The sequence below is a fragment of the Colwellia sp. C1TZA3 genome, from assembly GCF_007954265.1.
Lineage (GTDB): Bacteria > Pseudomonadota > Gammaproteobacteria > Enterobacterales > Alteromonadaceae > Cognaticolwellia.
On sequence record NZ_VOLS01000022.1, the window covers coordinates 1 to 19262 of the forward strand.

General features: G+C 37.0%; 13 protein-coding genes. 5 read left to right on the forward strand and 8 right to left on the reverse strand.

Features of this window, described 5'->3' with window-relative positions; genetic code table 11:
• Window positions 1-434: 434 nt before the first annotated feature.
• On the reverse strand, window positions 435-1070 hold the full coding sequence (locus ESZ39_RS08380; RefSeq protein WP_146879468.1) for a phospholipid-binding protein MlaC: 636 nt from the start codon (window positions 1068-1070) through the stop codon (window positions 435-437).
• Window positions 1071-2319: 1249 nt separating this feature from the next.
• Between ESZ39_RS08380 and ESZ39_RS08385 the strand changes: the two genes are divergently transcribed.
• From ESZ39_RS08385 to ESZ39_RS08400, 4 genes are read left to right on the forward strand one after another with little or no spacing between them, the layout of a single operon-like run.
• A complete protein-coding gene (locus ESZ39_RS08385; protein WP_146879469.1) occupies window positions 2320-2979 on the forward strand; it encodes a methylamine utilization protein in 660 nt (219 codons plus the stop codon).
• Window positions 2969-5287, forward strand: coding sequence for an EAL domain-containing protein (locus ESZ39_RS08390; RefSeq protein WP_146879470.1), 2319 nt, complete (start codon window positions 2969-2971; stop codon window positions 5285-5287). Before ESZ39_RS08385 ends, ESZ39_RS08390 begins: the two co-directional genes overlap by 11 nt.
• Complete coding sequence (locus ESZ39_RS08395) at window positions 5280-6113, forward strand: DUF3034 family protein (protein WP_146879471.1); 834 nt, start codon at window positions 5280-5282, stop codon at window positions 6111-6113. The genes ESZ39_RS08390 and ESZ39_RS08395 overlap by 8 nt, the downstream gene beginning before the upstream one ends.
• Window positions 6110-6595 carry a group I truncated hemoglobin gene (locus ESZ39_RS08400; protein WP_146879472.1) on the forward strand — a complete coding sequence of 162 codons (486 nt, stop codon included), beginning with the start codon at window positions 6110-6112 and terminating at the stop codon, window positions 6593-6595. The genes ESZ39_RS08395 and ESZ39_RS08400 overlap by 4 nt, the downstream gene beginning before the upstream one ends.
• A 297-nt stretch (window positions 6596-6892) precedes the next feature.
• Here the strand turns inward: ESZ39_RS08400 and ESZ39_RS08405 are convergent, their stop codons facing one another.
• Both ESZ39_RS08405 and ESZ39_RS08410 read right to left on the reverse strand, forming a co-directional pair.
• Entirely contained in the window at window positions 6893-7627 is a 735-nt protein-coding gene (locus ESZ39_RS08405) for a mechanosensitive ion channel family protein (RefSeq protein WP_262984486.1), read from the reverse strand.
• A 14-nt stretch (window positions 7628-7641) separates the two neighbouring features.
• Window positions 7642-8430 carry a hypothetical protein gene (locus ESZ39_RS08410; protein WP_146879473.1) on the reverse strand — a complete coding sequence of 263 codons (789 nt, stop codon included), beginning with the start codon at window positions 8428-8430 and terminating at the stop codon, window positions 7642-7644.
• A gap of 215 nt (window positions 8431-8645) precedes the next feature.
• On the opposite strand from ESZ39_RS08410, the gene ESZ39_RS08415 reads away from it, so the two are divergent.
• Window positions 8646-9485 (forward strand): universal stress protein, encoded by an 840-nt coding sequence (locus ESZ39_RS08415; RefSeq protein ID WP_191321732.1) that lies wholly within the window; start codon window positions 8646-8648, stop codon window positions 9483-9485.
• Between the two features lie 280 nt (window positions 9486-9765).
• On the opposite strand, the gene ESZ39_RS08420 is transcribed toward ESZ39_RS08415, so the two are convergent.
• From ESZ39_RS08420 to ESZ39_RS08440, 5 genes are all read right to left on the reverse strand, one after another.
• Window positions 9766-10500: an EAL domain-containing protein gene (locus ESZ39_RS08420; RefSeq protein WP_146879475.1), complete on the reverse strand. Its 735-nt coding sequence runs from the start codon at window positions 10498-10500 to the stop codon at window positions 9766-9768.
• Window positions 10501-11234: 734 nt separating this feature from the next.
• Window positions 11235-11654, reverse strand: coding sequence for a hypothetical protein (locus ESZ39_RS08425; RefSeq protein WP_146879476.1), 420 nt, complete (start codon window positions 11652-11654; stop codon window positions 11235-11237).
• Window positions 11655-11684: 30 nt separating this feature from the next.
• The gene (locus ESZ39_RS08430) at window positions 11685-15485 is read right to left on the reverse strand and encodes a translocation/assembly module TamB domain-containing protein (RefSeq protein WP_146879477.1); all 3801 of its coding nucleotides are present in this window, start codon (window positions 15483-15485) and stop codon (window positions 11685-11687) included.
• On the reverse strand, window positions 15482-17254 hold the full coding sequence (locus ESZ39_RS08435) for an autotransporter assembly complex protein TamA (RefSeq protein ID WP_223270302.1): 1773 nt from the start codon (window positions 17252-17254) through the stop codon (window positions 15482-15484). Before ESZ39_RS08435 ends, ESZ39_RS08430 begins: the two co-directional genes overlap by 4 nt.
• Window positions 17255-18184: 930 nt before the next feature.
• Window positions 18185-19144, reverse strand: coding sequence for a magnesium transporter CorA family protein (locus tag ESZ39_RS08440; RefSeq protein WP_191321734.1), 960 nt, complete (start codon window positions 19142-19144; stop codon window positions 18185-18187).
• Window positions 19145-19262 lie beyond the last annotated feature (118 nt).

Here is a 19262-nt window from a genome sequence, read left to right on the forward strand (position 1 = left end):
CCATTAAGTTTGTGATCTTGTTGTGCGCAGGAAAAATAATTCAAGGTAAGGCGCTCGATTGAGCAATAGCTGGCTATTGGGATTGAGAGCAACACAGCCTTGAGCTATTTTAACTAGTACAAGTGAGTAATAACTTAATGGGATTGGTATAAGCCAAATGCATAGCCATATTATCTTGAAATCGCCGCCCTAATTACCCCTCATTTTCTTCTCATTCTTTCCTCCCTGTAAAAATAATAAAATAATGCACAGGGAGAAAAGCAGGAGGACTGCAGGAGAAATTAAATCATTATCTTACCTGCCTATGCACTTCACACCGGCAGTGTGGTTTTTATTAGGCTAGGGACCGGCAATGTTGATAGCTAAACGATTTCTATTTATTAACTTTATCGATAATGTTTTAGTGTTGAATACCTGATAAAACTTGGTATAAATTAGCCTTCAACGACTTTATGATTAATTTTCTGTAAATGTAACAATGTCCCTTCGATACCCAATTTATTAAAACTGGCATTTATTTCTGCTTGTTTTGTTTGCAATAAACTTATTCCTTCAATCTCAATGTCAAAGAAAAGCCAGGCTTGTGAATTTGACTGCAATAATTTAACTACAGCTTTATTGGTTTTAGTGCTGCCCACAATCGTGATATCCACCATAGCCATTTTACCACTTTTAGAGACTGTACTTTGGCCGATATTGATCACTTCATTATCATATTTATTTAATAAATTACTATAAGTATTAATAAGCTGGAGCGATAACTCAACGATAAAAAATTCTCGGAGTTCTTCAGGGACCTTAGTTAAATTTTTATTAAGAATTTTATAGGTAAAGTATCGAGTATCGACTTCTGGTAATAAATACTGGTTTAATACCTCTCTAATATTGGCATTGGTCAAGGTCTGAGTTTGCTTTAATTTAATTAGCGATACTTCAACCTGACTAAATATCTGCTTTACCTTAGCTTTAGCATCGTCAGGTGACGCAAAAACAGTCGCTGTGATTAGAAGTACCATGGTGATAATAACAACAATGATTAAATTAGTATGGCTAGTGCGTTTGGTTGTCATTTAATTGCTCTATAAATAGTATGTAAGCATAATTATAGTCACTGATATCAAGCTAGCAAGCGCATTAATTTATTCAAACTAATCAAATAAATTCATTAAACTCTCCGCGAAATAAAAATATTAACCACTCGTTATTTCTCAGGCTAATCATTAAAGTAACTAGGGGCTTTTTTTTCTGTAATACCAGTTCCATTAAGTTTGTGATCTTGTTGTGCGCAGGAATAATAACTCAAGGTAAGGCGCTCGATTGAGCAATAGCTGGCTATTGGGATTGAGAGCAACACAGCCTTGAGCTATTTTAACTAGTACAAGTGAGCAATAACTTAATGGGATTGGTATTAGTTCCACTGTTGATGAACTTTAAGTTTACTCTGCCCTTATTAGAATTTAAATAATCTACTTTGTTTTTATTAAATTTCTAGCGTATTACCTAGCTCAAAAGTAGCTCAAAAGTAGCTCAAAAAAAGCACAGCTAACCTTATTAATAACCTTGGTGTCTTTGGTGTGGCGGCAATGTTCTGGTAATTCACTGATTTATATATTATCTTAATACGCAGTTAACTTTGCTGTTGGTCTTATCTTATACCAGTTCCATTAAGTTTGTGTTCTTGTTGTGCGCAGGAAAAATAATTCAAGGTAAGGCGCTCGATTGAGCAATAGCTGGCTATTGGGATTGAGAGCAACACAGCCTTGAGCTATTTTAACTAGTACAAGTGAGCAATAACTTAATGGGATTGGTATTACTTACATTTTTAAGTGTTATGCATTCAATTTTAACTCACCCTCTTTAACTCATATTGAAATTTAACATCAGTAAGAATTGTTGAGGTATGTGTATTTATTTTTAGTACCAAGGATAGGTCAATATATTTACCTTAGGCATTTAAAAAACATATCGAGATACAGTTAATGCAGAGTAATGTTATAGAAGTCACCCATATTGAAATTGTAAATAATTTACATTTATGCCAAAAACTCAATAATCAGGGTTCGCAAAGCGACTTTTTTTTCAAGCCCCTAAATGTCACCGGCATTGAGAAAAATTTCTTTACTATATTCCCATTATCCTACTCACTGTTACGTTTTATTTAAGTGCTTTGAGTCCGATATTTAGTTTGCAATTACGTGCCCAAAAACTTAATCTGATTTCAAGATATAGGTACGTTAAATAACTGATTTTATTTTGCAATAAGTCTGCTCAATCAGCGCTCTTATTAATAATTTACATAAATAGTTTTAAAAGGAAATTATGATAAATCGTCTTTTAAATACATCAAGCATTGTTATTACGCTTTTAGTACTTTGTACCCAAGCAACCGCCGAGTCTTTTTTAGTGCAAGATCAACACGGGTTGCCACTTAAAAATGCAGTATTAGAGTTTTCTGTAACCAACCCTTCTCCTGTCGGCGTGTCACCACCAAATACTTTGATTATGGATCAGGTTAATAAACTTTTTAAACCTGATGTGCTAGTGATTCACCAAGGCGATTATGTAAACTTTCCCAATAGTGACAACATCAGACATCATGTTTACTCATTCTCATCGGTAAAACCTTTTGAATTAAAGCTTTACTCAGGGAAGCTTAAAGCGCCGTTACAGTTTAATAATGCTGGTGTAGCGGTACTAGGCTGCAACATACATGACTCGATGATTGGTTACATTTATATTGCTAAATCAACACAAGTATTACTTACCGATGAGCAAGGTATGGCGACATTAGCCGATACGGTTGCATACGAAAGCGTTAATGTTTGGCACGCAAGTTCAGTCACTAGCTTGACAAGTATTAGTTATGAGGATTTAACTAAAGGCATAAAAAATGATGGTTCATTGGTGATTGATTTAATTATTGAAGCGCCTGAGCCACGAAATACCTTTCAAAGTATATTCAAAAAAAATGGCCAGTAAACTAACGCTACGTAAGCAAATTACTTTACTAGGTGTGTCACTGGTTATTTTGACGGTGGCAAGTCTATTAGCCGTGTCTTTATGGAAAACCATCTCCGCACATAACCTGCAAATAAACCAACGTATTACCAGTGCTGAAAACGTTTTAATTGAATATTTAAAAGCCAAAGAAGAATTGCTACTAACCGCATCAAAAGTGCTGACAGCAGATTTTGGTTTTAAGCAAGCGGTTGCCTCACGCGACCAAGCGACTATTGCTAGCGTGTTACAAAACCATGGCTCTAGAATTAATGCGAGTTTAATGGTGTTAACTGATTTAAATGGTAAAATTATTTCTTCAAGCGATAACCAGCTTACTTTTGACTCTACTTTAAGCCAAAGCTTAATGGCTATAAAACAAAACTTGAATAAAACTCAGTTAATGCTGCTGGGTGGTAATTTATACCAACTCATTGTATTGCCTGTTGAAGCACCTAGAACCATTGCCTACTCTGTTATAGGTTTCCAAATAGATCAGGCATTCGTTAATGAGTTAAAAAGATTAATGACGGTTGAAGTTAGCTTTATTTATAACGATGCACTGATTATATCAACTTTGCACAATATCGATGCCAGCCATAAAGAACATTTTAAAAAAACCGATAACTCTTGGTTTTTCTTTGAAAGAAAACTCTATGAGAATAAGCTAATAACATTTACCGATTCGCAAGACCACGAATACATTGCACAATTGTCTGTGGATTTATCTCCAAGCTATATAGAGCTTGATAAATTAGTCTCCATTACGCTTTTCATCTCGCTTTTAATTATTGGCATTACTGCCATTGTTTGTAGTTTTATTGCCAGAAGTCTCAGTAAACCACTGCAACAACTCACACGATTAAGTCACAGTTTTGCTCAAGGAAAATATGGACACAATGGCTTTGTATCGGACGGTAGCGTAGAAATGATCAGAGTTTATAACAGCTTTATTGAAATGGGTAACAAAATTCAAACCCGTGAAATTAAAATTAATTATCAGGCAAAACATGACGCGTTAACCAACGTTTATAATCGCGCTGCATTTCTTGAATTACTGGCAAAAAACATTGCGGGACATGATCATGACACTGACGGTTCATTATTACTAATAGCAATAAATGTACGAAACTTTAAACGCATAAACGATAGTTTAGGCTCTGAAACAGGTGATGTTGCACTTAAAGCTGTGGTGCAACGCATTCAGGCTATTTATCAAGCACAAACATTAATGGTAGGACGGTTTTCGGGTACTGAATTTTGGGTGCTTATTAACCTAAATGATAATGAAAATTATGATGATATTATTGAACATTTTTTACCCCCTTTAAAAGCACCTTTAAAAGTTAATAAACTCTGGCTAAATTTAAATTATTGTCTCGGCACTTGCCTTTTCCCCGAGCAAAGTAACAACATAAAAGCGTTAGTGAGAAGAACAACTATTGCTTTGCAAGCCGCAAAAACAGAAAATTCAACGCTAAGAGCTTACCAGAATGGTCAGGATGAAGCCTATTTAGACAGATTGAATTTACTTGAAGAACTCAGAGAAACATTAACACGCGATGACGGCGAGTTATTCATGGTTTATCAACCCAAGCTCAATTTAGACAATGGAAAAATAGAAAAAGTAGAGTCATTAATCCGTTGGATAAAACCGAGTGGAAAATTTGTCTCACCTGAGCTATTTATTGATTTAGCTGAGCAATCAGGACTTATTATTACCTTAACCCATTGGGTCATTGATACGGTACTTAAGCAACAACAAGAGTGGCAAGCTGAAAATATTAAGCTTAAAGTCGCTATCAATATTTCAGCGCAAGATATTATCCATGCTGATTTTATTGACTTTATTTTTGAAAAAATTTCGCAATACCATGTCGACCCTAAGCTTGTTACTTTAGAAATAACCGAACGCGATATCATGACTAATGAAGATTTAGTGATTAGTCGACTGACACAGTTAAAACAGACTGGTATACAAATTTCTGTTGACGACTATGGTATTGGCCAATCATCGTTAGGTAAATTAAAGCAATTACCTATTGACGAGTTAAAAATAGATAAAGCCTTTATACTTGAACTAGATCAATCAGAAAAAGACCAATATATAGTTCAATCCACAATAGAATTGAGCCATCAACTGGGTTTTAGTGTGGTTGCTGAAGGTGTAGAAAATAAAGCGTCTTTAGATATACTTAAAGCGATGAAATGTAACCATGTACAAGGTTATTTTATTTCACGTCCAATTAAATCAGCTGAGTTACTAACATGGTTACGTGCCTATGAATAAAATACCATCCTTACTGTATGGCTGTTTACTTGCTGTTTTTTCAGCTAACTGCTCAGCAGAAGGTAAAATTTTAGCCACGCCAGGTGTTTCTCAAATTGAGGGCTCCGGCGGCGGCGGCATTGTACCTTGGGCACAGTTAGCCGGCTATGCGACTGAAGAAAGTATCTCAGTCAGCGCGGCATGTAGTCGAATTACCGTTAAAGACTTTTCTTTAGATAGCTGTGCTGTACAAGCAAATTTATATGACAAAATAGAACTGTCGTATGCTAAACAAAACTTTGAAGTAACCCCGCTTCAACTTAATTTAAAGCAAAGTATTATTGGCGCAAAAATTAACTTATTTGGCGATTTAGTCTATTCCACTATGCCGCAAGTGAGTTTAGGCATTCAGTCAAAAAAACTAAAAACCAGTGATGTGGCATTTTCACTAGGTGCCAAAAAAGATTCTGGCACCGATTTTTACATCGCTGCAAGTAAACTGCATTTAGGTTTTATTAATGGTTACAACTGGTTATGGAACGTTACCGCCAGACATACTAAAAGTAATCAAATAGGCTTGCTTGGTTTTGGTGGCCCTAATGAAAATAAAAAGATTCAATTGGAAGCCTCGAGCGCTATTTTACTTAACCGACACTTAGCCATTGGTGTAGAATTTAGGCAAAAACCTGATAACTTAAATTTAGGCGAAAACCACTGGAAAGATATTTTCATTGCCTGGTTTCCCAATAAACATCTCAGCGTTACATTAGCCTATGTTGACCTAGGTAGTATTGCTGCCATTGACAAACAAACTGGCTGGTATTTATCAACTATGTGGTATTTATGATGAAAATTGAAATAACGAGCATGAAAAAATCAATAATATTGCTCCTATTAATGAGTTGTTTCTCTTGCTCTTCGCCAAGCAGTAATATTGATAACAATGTTGATAGTAATAGCCATGCACAGACCCAAGCAAGCCTTTACCAAGAAATAGGTGGAAAACCAGCACTGGATAACATCATTGATAATTTAATTAATATTATTGGTCAAGATGATGTGGTGTTTGCGCATTTTGCTCAAAGTAATGTCACTCGTTTTAAAGACGAGCTCACCATATTTTTATGCCACTTAGCTGACGGCCCTTGTCAATATCAAGGTGACAGTATGGAAGATATTCATCAAGGCATGTATATAACTAAAAATGAATTTAATCATTTTGTTGAGCTTTTTATCGAGGCGATGGATGCTTCAGGTATTAGCTACCCTATCCAGAACCAATTATTAGCGCGACTTGCACCGCTAAGAAGAACCATTATTAAAATGTAACAATTTGATGTTAGTGCAAACGGTTTTAACATCTGCTGTTTTAATGAAAAAATTTCGAATGCGAGCTAATTAAAAACCAGTTGGCATTAAATGCTTGAGTATAGCGGTTTAAACCAATAGCTTTAGTTCTCGCTATGACTTTATATGCTCAGTTCAACGTAGCTAAATTACTTATCGTCCTTACTATTGTCATTATCATTGATAATAGGTGAAAGTGGAAAAGGTGTTGTTGCTGTGCCGGCATATAAGCTTATGTGAGGAAACGGTATTTCAATCCCTTGCTGATCAAACGCGTTTTTAAGTCTCTATATACATACTGTTTTTCAACGTTAGAAAATTTTCTCGTATCGCCCAAACAGAAAACTGAATATCAATAGAAGAACTGCCAAAGCCCGTTAAGATAAAAACTGGCGCCGGTTCTTCTAAACAAATTAAATTTTTTGCCGCCACCGCCATCAATATGTTGCGTACTTTCTCAATGTCTTCTTTATAGGCAATACCAATGGTTAAATCAGCGCGCCTAATCGGGTACTTGGTCATTGTGGTGACTGCGCTTTTTATCATACTTTCATTGGGAATACGGACAAACAAGTTGTCAAATGTACGTAGCTTAACTGAGAGTAAATCAATCGATATAACTTCACCGGTAATGTCATTAACGCGGATAACATCAGTAATAGAAAAAGGCCGTTCAATCATCAAAAATAAGCCACTAATTAAGTTTGATGCCGAGGTTTGAGAAGCAAAGCCTAAGGCAACAGTAAAAATGCCTGCAGCGCCAAGTAGAATACTCAGATCAATACCGATATTATCTAAGGCTGAAATAGTAACTAAAATTAAAATACCGTAAAAAATAGTTCTTTTAAGGAATAACTGCCCATGAGGCGTCATTTTATGCTGACATACCTTAACGATGGCACTGCTGATTACGCGCGCAATGATAAAGCCAACAATGAATAATAAAGTAGCCTGAATAAAAGCAAATAAATGCGAGGCTTTTAGTAGGTCGATAAACGCTATAATGTCTTTCACAAAACCTCTCTTTTTTAAGCAAACAAAGTACTAATACTGCGTATGAGTATACTTTGTTCAGTTGCTATCCTTGGGCGGCTAATTAACACCGGCAATAAAGCTTCAACCGGCGCCTGCTTATCAAAATGCAATTCAACATTATCACTATCACTATCGCGATGCACCGAAATACCCGTGGTCCAAAGTTGATGCTCTTCATCAGCGTATAAATGCAATAAGGTCACTGGCACATTAATTCGCTCTATGGTTAACGCCTTGTCATGGTTATTAATCACGGTAATTGGGGTTATTGCACGGTGTGCCCGCTTTTCAATATTGCTAAGTTGGATACGCGCCTCAGTATATTTTGCGTAACATATTTGCCCTTCTCGTGTCGATGGACCAAACCAAGAGTCAGACGGTCGCCAAAAGGGTAAATCAAGTAAGCATTCACCTTTAGGTAATAACTGAGCCGAGAACCAAATAGGGGTGCTAATGTACAACCGTGATTTTTCACCCGCAAGTAAAGTTAACGGTGTATCTGGCCGCGCCACTACCGCTCGGTCTGCTAGCAAGGGTGATACCCGTATTTTTTCTGATGTGCTTTGTTGTAGGTATCGGCCAAATTTTGCTTCACCAATAGCATAATCCTCATCACCATTGCCAACAACCATGGCCTCGTTATTATCAGTATCTGTTACTAGATTCCAGCTGTTCCATTCATTTTCTAAGCGTTTAAGCATGATAACTCGCTCACCCAGTCGCCAGCAGCGTTGTTGTTGAAGGTCAAAAGTAAACTCGCCCCACCATGCATTGTTTAGCATTTTTATTTTCTCTGTTTTATTTAGCTATTAGCTAATTTAAAAGTACTTAATAGTATATGAAAATGTATAAGTTTAACTTGTTTTTCAATTAACAAGGTCTTTCAACAATGCCTTTCTATATTGATGGATTATGCTATCTTAAATCAATTGGGTATAGACAAAATCGCGCATATAAATTGGTAGTTACTGCGGTTAATCATTTTAAGGAACGTATCATGACAACATTACATATTGTTTTGTCTGATTTGGCAGTTACTCACGCTATCTTTTCTAAGATAACTCTACTGCAGAATAAATTTTCAGCAAATGTTGTCTGGTATTTGCATCATCATCAACGTTTTTTTGATCGCCGTTATTTCTCAAATGAACTCGCCGCTATTTCAGGTGATTTACAAGCAAACCATCAAAACAAAGTTGACCAAATTAACTTAAAAATCAAGCAGTACTTCCCAAAGAGCAAGGTGCATATCTGTAAAGAAAAATACTGGTCAAAGCAAGTCGATAACAGCGCTAATACACTCGATCCTATCGTTATTTTTCGCTCAAAGTCTGGCCTTACCTCGGCTGACAATCAATATATTAGTAACAATCAAAATACAGTGTTTATATTAAGCCAAAAAAAATGGTTATCTGATGGTAAAGCCATCGGGGCAATTGACCCGTTTCATGAAGATGACCGCGACAACAAATCAGATGGTAAAGTTTATAACTTTATGCGCCAGTGGTACACGCCCGCAGAGCAGACAGAGCCCTTTTTATTACACGTTATTCACATTCCACCTTTGGCAATTGAATACGAGAAAAAAATTGAGGCATTGCACAAAGAACAAATATATCGTTTCGCTAAACAAGTAAAGTGCGCCAAAAATTTGTTAACATTTACTCGGGGAAACCCTGAGCATGCTTTACTGACATACGCTGACGATAATAAAATAGACTTAATCGTGCTTGGTTGTAGAGAGCACAGTTTATTTGACAAGTGGCTCAATGGTTCAACAATTTCAGCGCTTATTAGCCATGAAAATAGCGATCTGGTTTTAATCAATACCCCTTAGTGATTAGCGCTACTTACATCGAAAATTTGAGGCAGCATCGTGATTTATCATCACTAATACCAATCCCATTAAGTTATTGCTCACTTGTATTAGTTAAAATAGCTCAAGGCTGTGTTGCTCTCACTCCCAATAGCCAGCTATTGCTCAATCGAGCGCCTTACCTTGAGTTATTTTTCCTGCGCACAACAAGATCACAAACTTAATGGAACTGGTATAAGAATTATTGACGTTGAAAAAACAATGGAAAAATATCTCTGTTGCAAGTCTTATAATTGATGGTTTAAGTCACATGTTTAAATTGTTCTCGATAAAAAAAGCCTTGAACAAAATCAACATTTAGTTGCTTTGCGAAGCGTAAATCTTCTGCAGTTTCTACGCCTTCTAAAATAACTTTTTTACCAGCACTTCGCGCATAATTGATCATTGACTCAACAAGTAACATAAAATTATGGTTAGACCTATTAGTGACAACATATCTGTCAAGTTTAATATATTCAACAAGTTGAATAACAGCCATTGACACCATAGATTGTGGATTACAAAGATCGTCGATAGCGGTATCGATGTTGTTTTTTGATAGGTTGTCAATCATTGCTAAACTCATAATAGCATCATTTATTTCTGAATTTTCGATAAGCTCAACAGTGATCTTAGATTTTTGAAAGTCTTTGAATAATTTTAAGAATGGATTGTCACATTTTAAAGTACCCGTTGAAAAATAAGAGTCTTGGTCTAAGTTAACAAAAATATCTACCTTGTGGGGAGCATGAGCGAGTTGTAATTTTTTTTGTTGATACTCTACTTGAAACAAACTAAGTGGGCTGTCATGTAAAGAAGAATAAACAAGATCAGGTCGTATCGGTGAGTTATCTTTAGTAAAAAATCTTGATAAACATTCATAGGCATATATTTCTTGGCTTTTAACACAGACAATAGGCTGATATTCAACACCATAGCGCTGATTTTCCATAAGTTCTATTAAAATAGAGGGTGAGAGATGAGTGTTGGTTTTCATAAATGATCAGGTTGCCATAAGACTAACCTGCCCTACAGCTTAAATATAAACGCATTGTAAATGATAATTATTATCATGTGAAGTATTGGTTACGCTCTCATATCATTAAAGTATTGCCAATATAGGAATATATAAATTTAGCAGAAATAACGTTTGGCTATTAGAATTCGTGTGGATTTTTATTCCGCGCTCACATTTAATAAAGGCGCATATTATGTCTACACTTTTCTCTCGAAGAACTCCTTATATTATGAAGAGTCACGGGACTGCAAGTTACAAATTTAATAGTGCGATTAGATTTAGTAGCACAACAAAGCCTTCACAGCTTTGATTTAAGACAGTTTAATGAAAAAAAACGAACGACCATAACAAATAAAAATAGTAAGCAACCTCTTAAGTTAAAGTTGATGGTTTTCATCAAATAATATAGCTTTTTAATTAAACTATATTTAATTAGACTATATTTAATTAATACACTTTTTGAAAATTGGTCAAAATAATGTTCAACTTAAGTCGCGCTACTCCTTAGCTCGTGTTGATTGATAAATAAAAACCATCATTATTTATCAATCAACTCGTTTTTATATCTTAAATAGACAATATAAAAAATAAATCCCCAAAACCCCACAATAATGTACCGGTAATAAGTAATGAAACCTCAAGAATACCTAATTGAATATAAAGAAAGAGAGTTGAAAAAGGTAGCTTAACGAACTTAACTAGGGTGACTGAATTTAGTTGACCAGGTCAAATTGCAGTCTAACCGCTTGTAATATTTGATCCGTTTTGTCTTCAAAGTTGTGCTCTATGGCTTGAATTTCGCTTGCTATATTCTCGCTTGATACTTTTAATTTATGTAGTTTTCTTTTCGAGCGAGCCAGTGTTATACGATGATGAAAATTAAGTCGACCAATTAATAATCGTTCTTGTATTATGCCTCCCAACCCTGACCAAACACCCAACACAGCAATTAAACAACCACTGCGAGAAAGCCACTCTAAACCAGCAAATTGTATTATCGATAAATACACACCAAGTACCGCTATTAATATAGCTAATGACCAATTGATGAATTGATGACGTTTAGGAATGCTCACAGGTGTTACTAATGCTGCTGATGTTAGCTCCGTTGAGCTTGTTGAATCTATTGACATAAACACCTTCTTTTAATTTAATTTGCTATGCTAATCTTTTTCTTTAGTGGCTGAAAACTGTTTTTTATAGTTAATGTTAGCACTTATTTCATCGCCACTAATGGCTTCAAACGATATATTCGGTGATAGCTTATATTCAATATTCCACCCAGCCTGAACACCGCTGTCAGAGTCAATACTGGTGCCATAACCCACATTTAAACGGTCGTTAATTTTAGCGGCAATATCAACACGCGTGCTATTACCCTTGCTACCACTTTTACTGGTAAAAGCCACATCTTTTAGGCCCAGTTGCTCACCAATTTTCTGCACTAACTTGTTGGCACTCTCTACCCCTAAACTGATGGCGGCACTGGTCAATGCATTGCCTTCTTGCTGTGATAAAGACGCTAAATTTCGACCGGTGATCAGTAATGATAAGACATTTTCATCAGCCATTGTTGGCTCTGAAAATAAAGTTAAACGAGGCTGATGTATCGTACCGTCAGCAATAATGCCCACTTTGACATCATCAACTATCCGAACCGCTCGAAACTGAATACTTGGGTTTGCTGCCGTACCAAGAAACAACAACTGCCCCTGTTCAATAGTTAATGTTTGCTTATAGGCTTCAAATTTACCCTCTTTTAAATCTAAGCGACCATTAAGGGTTAAAGGCTGGCCCGTAATAAGTGATGAAGATAAATTACCCTGTATTTCACTTGATAGCCCAAAGCCACTGATTTTAACATTGTCTCCTGCTGACAGCGTTAGCGATATATTATAGTCAAATGGCGAATCTTTTATGGCTCGGTGTTTTTCATCAACAATGACTTGGTCTTCTGAAACATTAATCGCCGGTTTTGGCAAAGACGCTATTTTGATATCAGCTTGATCAACAATTAAGTTACCGTCTACGGTTAAGTGCTTGTCTTGATAATTTGCCTTTAACATTGGCGAAACGATTAAGGTATTATCATTATTATTAACTAAAGTAACTTGTTGTCCTTCAATCGTTAAATTTGCTTTAATAGGCCTTGATAGCTTTGCTTGCCCTGCTATGGTTAGTGCTCCCTGTGGGTTTTGTAATTCGCCTAATAATATAATACGGTCTTGTTGGCTGCTTAATTTTACTTTGCTGTTATGAATATCTAAGCCATATTCATCAATAACTAAATGTTGAATACCAAGTGAGCCCTCACCTACAAATAGCGGTTCACGCCAAGTACCTGCTAAAGTAAAGTTTTGCACTAGGCTACCCTCTATTTTATCAATACGTTTTTGCCACTGCTTAAGCCAATCAAACGCTTGTAAATTAACTGACAAGTCACCAGAGATGGGGGATGAATCAAGCAGTGGCCAATCACTGTTAAATTTGGCTGTTATTTTATCCTCGCCAGATAAGCGGAGATTCAAAGCCGTGGACATTTTATCCTGTTGCCATTTACCCTGCAGTTTTATTAGTGCTACAGTTAATAAATGCTTTGATAACGCGGTGTCAGTTTGACTATTTTCACCTGGAATGCTCAAGGTAATATCAGTTTGTTGTAAGTCAAAATCCACATGAAAGTCAGGCGTAATCGACAGCAACATCTGACCGGTAGGCATTGAAATTTCAGCTGGCCACTCGGGTAATTGTAACTGAGTATTTATTGTCTGCCATTGCGTAGTTATTGCGCTGGCATTTTGCTGCTGCTGGCTACGAATAGTCAGTGCTTCTGCGTGTATTTGAGCGTCAGATGACCGCCATTTAAGGCTTGGTATCGTTAAATTGGCCACAATTTTTCCCAGTTGCCGGCCTTTACCTGATAGCGCTAACTTACCCGTCACTATACCTTGAACTTCCTGGGGATACTTTGATGGCTCAGCGAGTAGCGTCGACTGCCAAGCCTTAACTTGCTCAAAAATCGGTGACATTGCCCATTGCTCGAAAGTTAAATTAGCTGACCACTGCTTTGCTTGATTATCCGCATTGATACAAAATGTTCCGCTACCGCTAAGACACAGATTTTTTATCCGTTGATTTTCAGCACTAAGTTGTAATTGCTCTGTGGTTAAAACAAGCGTTTGTTGCTGGTTTTTGGCTTTAAAGTCAAGGTTATTGATGCGCCACGTCGCCGCCGCTAAATCACTATCAATATTGAACGGCTTTGCTTGTTGTTGCAGTAATTGACCATCAAAGCTTAATTTAACAGCTGTTTTTTCAGCTAATGTCGCGCTGATGAGCATTTTATGCTCAACGGGTAAGCCAGAAAATTTCAATGATGGCTGTTCAAGATTGAACGCATTAATATTGAGTGAGTCTGCCTTAACATCACCCTGCCAGCGCTCACTAAAATCCAATGCCCAATGAATTTTTTTACCGTTAAACTTTGCCAGTGCAAGTTTATCTATGTTGCCTTGGCTTGAGATAAGCCATTTAGACTGCTGCTGTTCTATCTGCCAGCTTGTATTGATATTAACCAACTCAAGGACATTATTTAATGCTAACGAGCGACCATTTAGCTGGCCTTTTAATGAAAATTTTTCAGTCGTCGGGTTTTCAACATTAAACTTACCTTCTATGGCTGCGGTTAACTCGCCAAACGTTATATCGTTACTTTTAACGCTAGCAATACCTTGTTTAATCGCAAAATCAAAGTTCGCTAGCAGTGGCCATGATGGCTTCATCGCTGCAGTACTTTGATCAATAGCGTCGGGGAATATTTGCTGCAACGATGTAGCAATTTTTGTGGCATTAAGCTCACTTTGTAATAGCAAAGCAACGGCTGAATTTGAACGCCAATCTAGTACATTAGCTAATTTGGTATTAATGGTTAACTTTATATCCTCAAAATCTTGCCAAGTTGTCTGTGTGTATAATTTAGCCGTCAATCTTGGCCAATTAAGCTCAAAGTTTGCTTTTATTTTTTCAACCATGATAGCTTGACTGGCCAACTCAATTTGCTGTTTATCCGCGGTTAATATGCCACGCTTTAAAAATAAGCCTTGCTTATAAAACCAATCGCTAGTCACTGACATTTGATTAGGCGATAGTAACTGTAGAGTTAATTGCGATGAATCTCTGATGCTGCCTTTAGACTTCACACTGACCGAAAGTTTGGCTCCCAACACCTCAACCGCTAGCTGGTGCTGCCACTTTTTGCGCATATCAAAATAACCAGATACCGCTATGTTGTGTTCGTCAAATGTAAGGTTTAACGCACTGACGCTTGCTTTGCTACGCGCGAATGCTAATTTTTTTAATACTAGGCCACTAACATTGTACTCTGTACTTGCTGAAGGTGTACTTGCTAAAGGTGTGCTTGCTAAAGGTCTGTTTACTGAAGGCCTATTTACTGAGGGTATAGTTGTTGCAGAGCCACTGTTTTTAGCTGACCTCATTTCCGCGGTCATTGCTTGATAGCTTATGCTCGCAATAGTCACTTGCTTAATCTTGACTTCAATAGGTAATTTCACTGTGGTAAGTATCGGTAAAGCATCCTGTGAACGGTTACTTTTTTCATTGTTAACACTCGACACCTCTAATGAACTTAACGCTACGGTATCGCAAACCACTATACGGTCAATCAAATATAACCATTGGCAGTCAACCGCTAATCCTGTCGCGTGTACTTGGGTGCCCTCTTGTTGCCAATCAAGCTCTGCTAGCTTTATGGAAGAGTTTAAACTGCCACTGATTTTACCTAAACGTAACTCCTGTGGTTGAAATTGGGCAATCCGCGCCGCTAACCACTGCAAGCCTGATTCTGTAGTGTAAAGCCATGAGAGCATTAACAGCACGATCATCAGTAACCCAGTAGCAACTAGGCTAAACCACTTTAACAGCGCTTTCTTTTTAAAATAACTCATAAATCTGGCCCTATGGTGATATGAAAACGCCAGCCTTTATTACCATCAAGTGCTTTAGCAATATCAAGTCGAATAGCGCCAACCGGCGTTACCCATCTTAAACCAGTGCCAATTGATTTATATATTTTCCAATCCCGCCAATCATTAAATGCATTGCCTTGATCGGTAAATACCGCCCAACGAAAGTCGTCATTAAATAAGTAATCAACCTCAAGGCTTGACGATACAATATGCTTACCACCTATGGCGACTTCATTTTCCACCGGCGATAAACTTTGATGTTTATAACCTCTTACCGAGACATCACCGCCAGCAAAAAACCGATAGTTTGATGGCATAGAGCGGTTAAAATCATCAGTATTCATCCAAGTAGTGCCCAAACGTGCACGTAACAATAATCGCCAGTTATTATTGAGCGACCAAATACGTTTTATTTTTTGATCGGTTTGTAAAAATTTTATATCGGGGTCGCTAAGTTGCTCACCACTAAAACGAAATATACTTTGCCAACGCCAACCTGATATAGCGAAAAAGGGATCGGTAACACTGTAATAATTGAGTTGCCATGAAGGCACAATATATTGCAGACTTCGGTTCACATCAGCATTTGACTCTAATTGCTCTTGTGCCATAGCAATTGACCATTGACTAGACCAATTTGGATCAATTTTATTGACAAACACAGACTCTAAAGTGAAAATTTTACTGCGACCTATTTCTTCATTTTTAATCTGATAACTTACTAGGTTTATCCATTGACTGTTGGCTTTATCTAACGGTATTTGGTATTGAAACGTTGCGTGTATATCCGCAATATCGAGTTTTACTTTATTAAAATCTACCGATGCAACATATTGATGGGCCTGACTGTTTACCCGTCGATTCCTCCAACTTACGCCTAGTTTCCCGCCACTGTCAGTGCCATAACCCAACAAGGTTTTAAGCTCATATTTATCAGTATCCAATATTGAAAGGCTAATATCGACTGTTTTTGTGAGATGATTAACTGACTGTTCAACGACTACTGATTTAAAAAAACCAGAGCGATTTAATGCTTGCTGGCTGGCGATAATGTCGAGTTGACTATAAGTGTCACCAGAGCGAATAGTTGAATAACGATTAATTAAGTCATGAGATAAAACTGTGCCCGCAATCGTCACCTGATTAATGCTATAGCGAGCGCCACAGTTAAACACCCATTGCACATCAGCTTGCAACTGAGCCACGTCAACATTTAACACGCTGGTTAAGAAAGTAGCGTTCAATAAACCTAACGCTTGTGCTTGGCGTTGCAACGAGGCTTTAAAGTCGCTGTAATCACCATGGTTAATAATTTTGCCTTGGGTAAATGGATGGTGAGCAATAAGTTGGGAAATTCCCTCAATTTCATCCTCACAGTTGAGCACAATATTGGTATTTTGCCACCGCACAGGAGCTTGTAAATCAATGGTTAATATTTTGCCTAGTTTATCGTCAGCCAAAGTTAAAACAGACTGATAATAACCCAAAGCCTGCAATGCGCTGCGGGTTTTATTTAAAATATAATTATCTGATTGTGGAAAACCCAGCAATGACAACGGAATAACATTTTCGTTACTGCTCAAGTTACGCAAGATATTGGTTTTCAATACGTTTTCAACACCCATAATATTGAGATGGGTACCGACACTATTATCAGGCTCGGCTGACTGCACTTTGAAGGCATTGGCTAACATAAAAATAGCCATTATTAATGTATAGAACAGTCGAATGCGGTATGGATAATTCACTTGTTTCAATATTCTTCCATGGTTGATTGACTGATAAAAATGAAATGTCAGCTTAATAATTATGACAACTTTGTGGCAGGAGATCATTAAATATATATTATACCAAGTTGATTATTTACAGAAAAACACCAAAATGCATCGCTGCAGTAAATTAAATGAGTGTAGACTAATGCTTTAATCGAGACTTCAACTAAAGGTTAAAGTAAGGCCTAAACCAAGACGTTCACTACGTTTTAATTGATTGGATCCTTATTTTTATCATGCTTTATGCAATATTTACAACCACTAGCTCTATTTTTAAGCTTATCAATTTACTATAAATTCGATGACTAAAAAGGTTAGTAGCTAAGCATATCGACCCACTTTTACCACAAGCCGTTGGCGCCATTTTCTTTATATTATTGTTAGAGTTTATCTTGAAATTTTTTCAACAGCCTCATGTGGTTGCCTATTTAATTGTCGGCATTGTGATCAGACCTTGGGGCTTGGGTTTATACCAATTTGATTAATTAAGTGATCTACTTTTTCATGAGGAAAAATGAAGAAATACAAGGCATAAAATTTAGTAAGTAGTTATTCTACTTATAAATTTTATAACGCTGTAGTTTTTTATTTTAACCATTAAAAATGAGCAGGTAATTAATCAACTTGGTATTATACCCGCTCCACTTCAAGGTGCAGGTTTGTGCAAGTCGAGAAAGGGTTAGGTATCAGGCATGGATTCAAGAGAATAACCATTATCTTCGTATCGCGCCTTGATCTGATTGCCTAGCTTAACGCTGAAACTGCATCTTGAAGTGGAACGGGATAGTTACCGACAGTAAAAGTATTTCACGCCTAGGCACTGATAGTCTGGTTTTACTACTATTTTTGTTGGTATGGAAGCTGATATCAATAAGTTAGCGAGCAACTTCCGAACTTAAGCCTTGACTACAACCAACGTTTTTTCTTAAATACCATCAGCAGCACGATTGAAACCATCGCCATTACCCCTAATAAAATGAAGTAGCCATTAGCTGCTTTTAGCTCAGGTATGTACTCAAAGTTCATCCCATAAATACCCGCGAGGAAGGTCAACGGCACAAACAATGCTGTGATCACGGTTAAGACCCGCATGGTCGCATTAAGTTGATGCGACGTGACTGACATGTAGCCATTGATCAAATCGCCACAAATATCATAATACATTTGCGAAAGGCTCAGCAGGCGGTCTAAACGCTCGCGTAGATCATTAACTGTATGGGTTTCTTTATCGGTGATAAGATCAGTATCTTCATCATCGACATAAGCTTTTAATGTTTCCCCCATATTGACATGGTAATTAAAAGTACGTCTTATTTTCACCAACTGTGAGCGGTATGAGGTAATTTGTTTCATCATTTTGTCATTACCACTTAATTGAAAGTCATCTTCCACTTTTTCTAGCTCAGCTTCAAAACTAAACATTTCCTTAAGATAATAACCGCAACTGCTGTGAAAAAGCCTTAGAGCTAAATGCACAGGACTGCGCTTAAGGTACTTTTCACTACTTTGAGCAAACAGCTCGTTAATCGCAAACGAACTTTGCGGATGACGGGTAATGAGCACACGTTTACCAATAAACATACTGATTTGTAAATGACCAAATCTTAGACCATCGTCATTGGCAACAATGCCACGATACAACATAAAAATATAATCTTTAAACAATTCAATTTTAGGTGGATGGCGTTCACGAAGTGCATCATTTATCGCCAGAGGATGGCAATTAAACTGCGTTAATATCCGTTTCTCTTCTTCTAATTCAACGTTATTAAGGTCAATCCACAGCGTAGTATCGTCATTTTCTTGCCATTGGCTGATTAACTCACTACTACCAAAGACCGTTTTTTCCGTTGCTGATATCAACATACATTTTATCATTATACACTCTCAATATGCCCCGAATTAAACGGGATAATTTATTAGCCCTGAGCGTTGATTTTATGGAGATAAAGTCAAAAAAGCAGCGACAAGCCAAAGCTTAAAA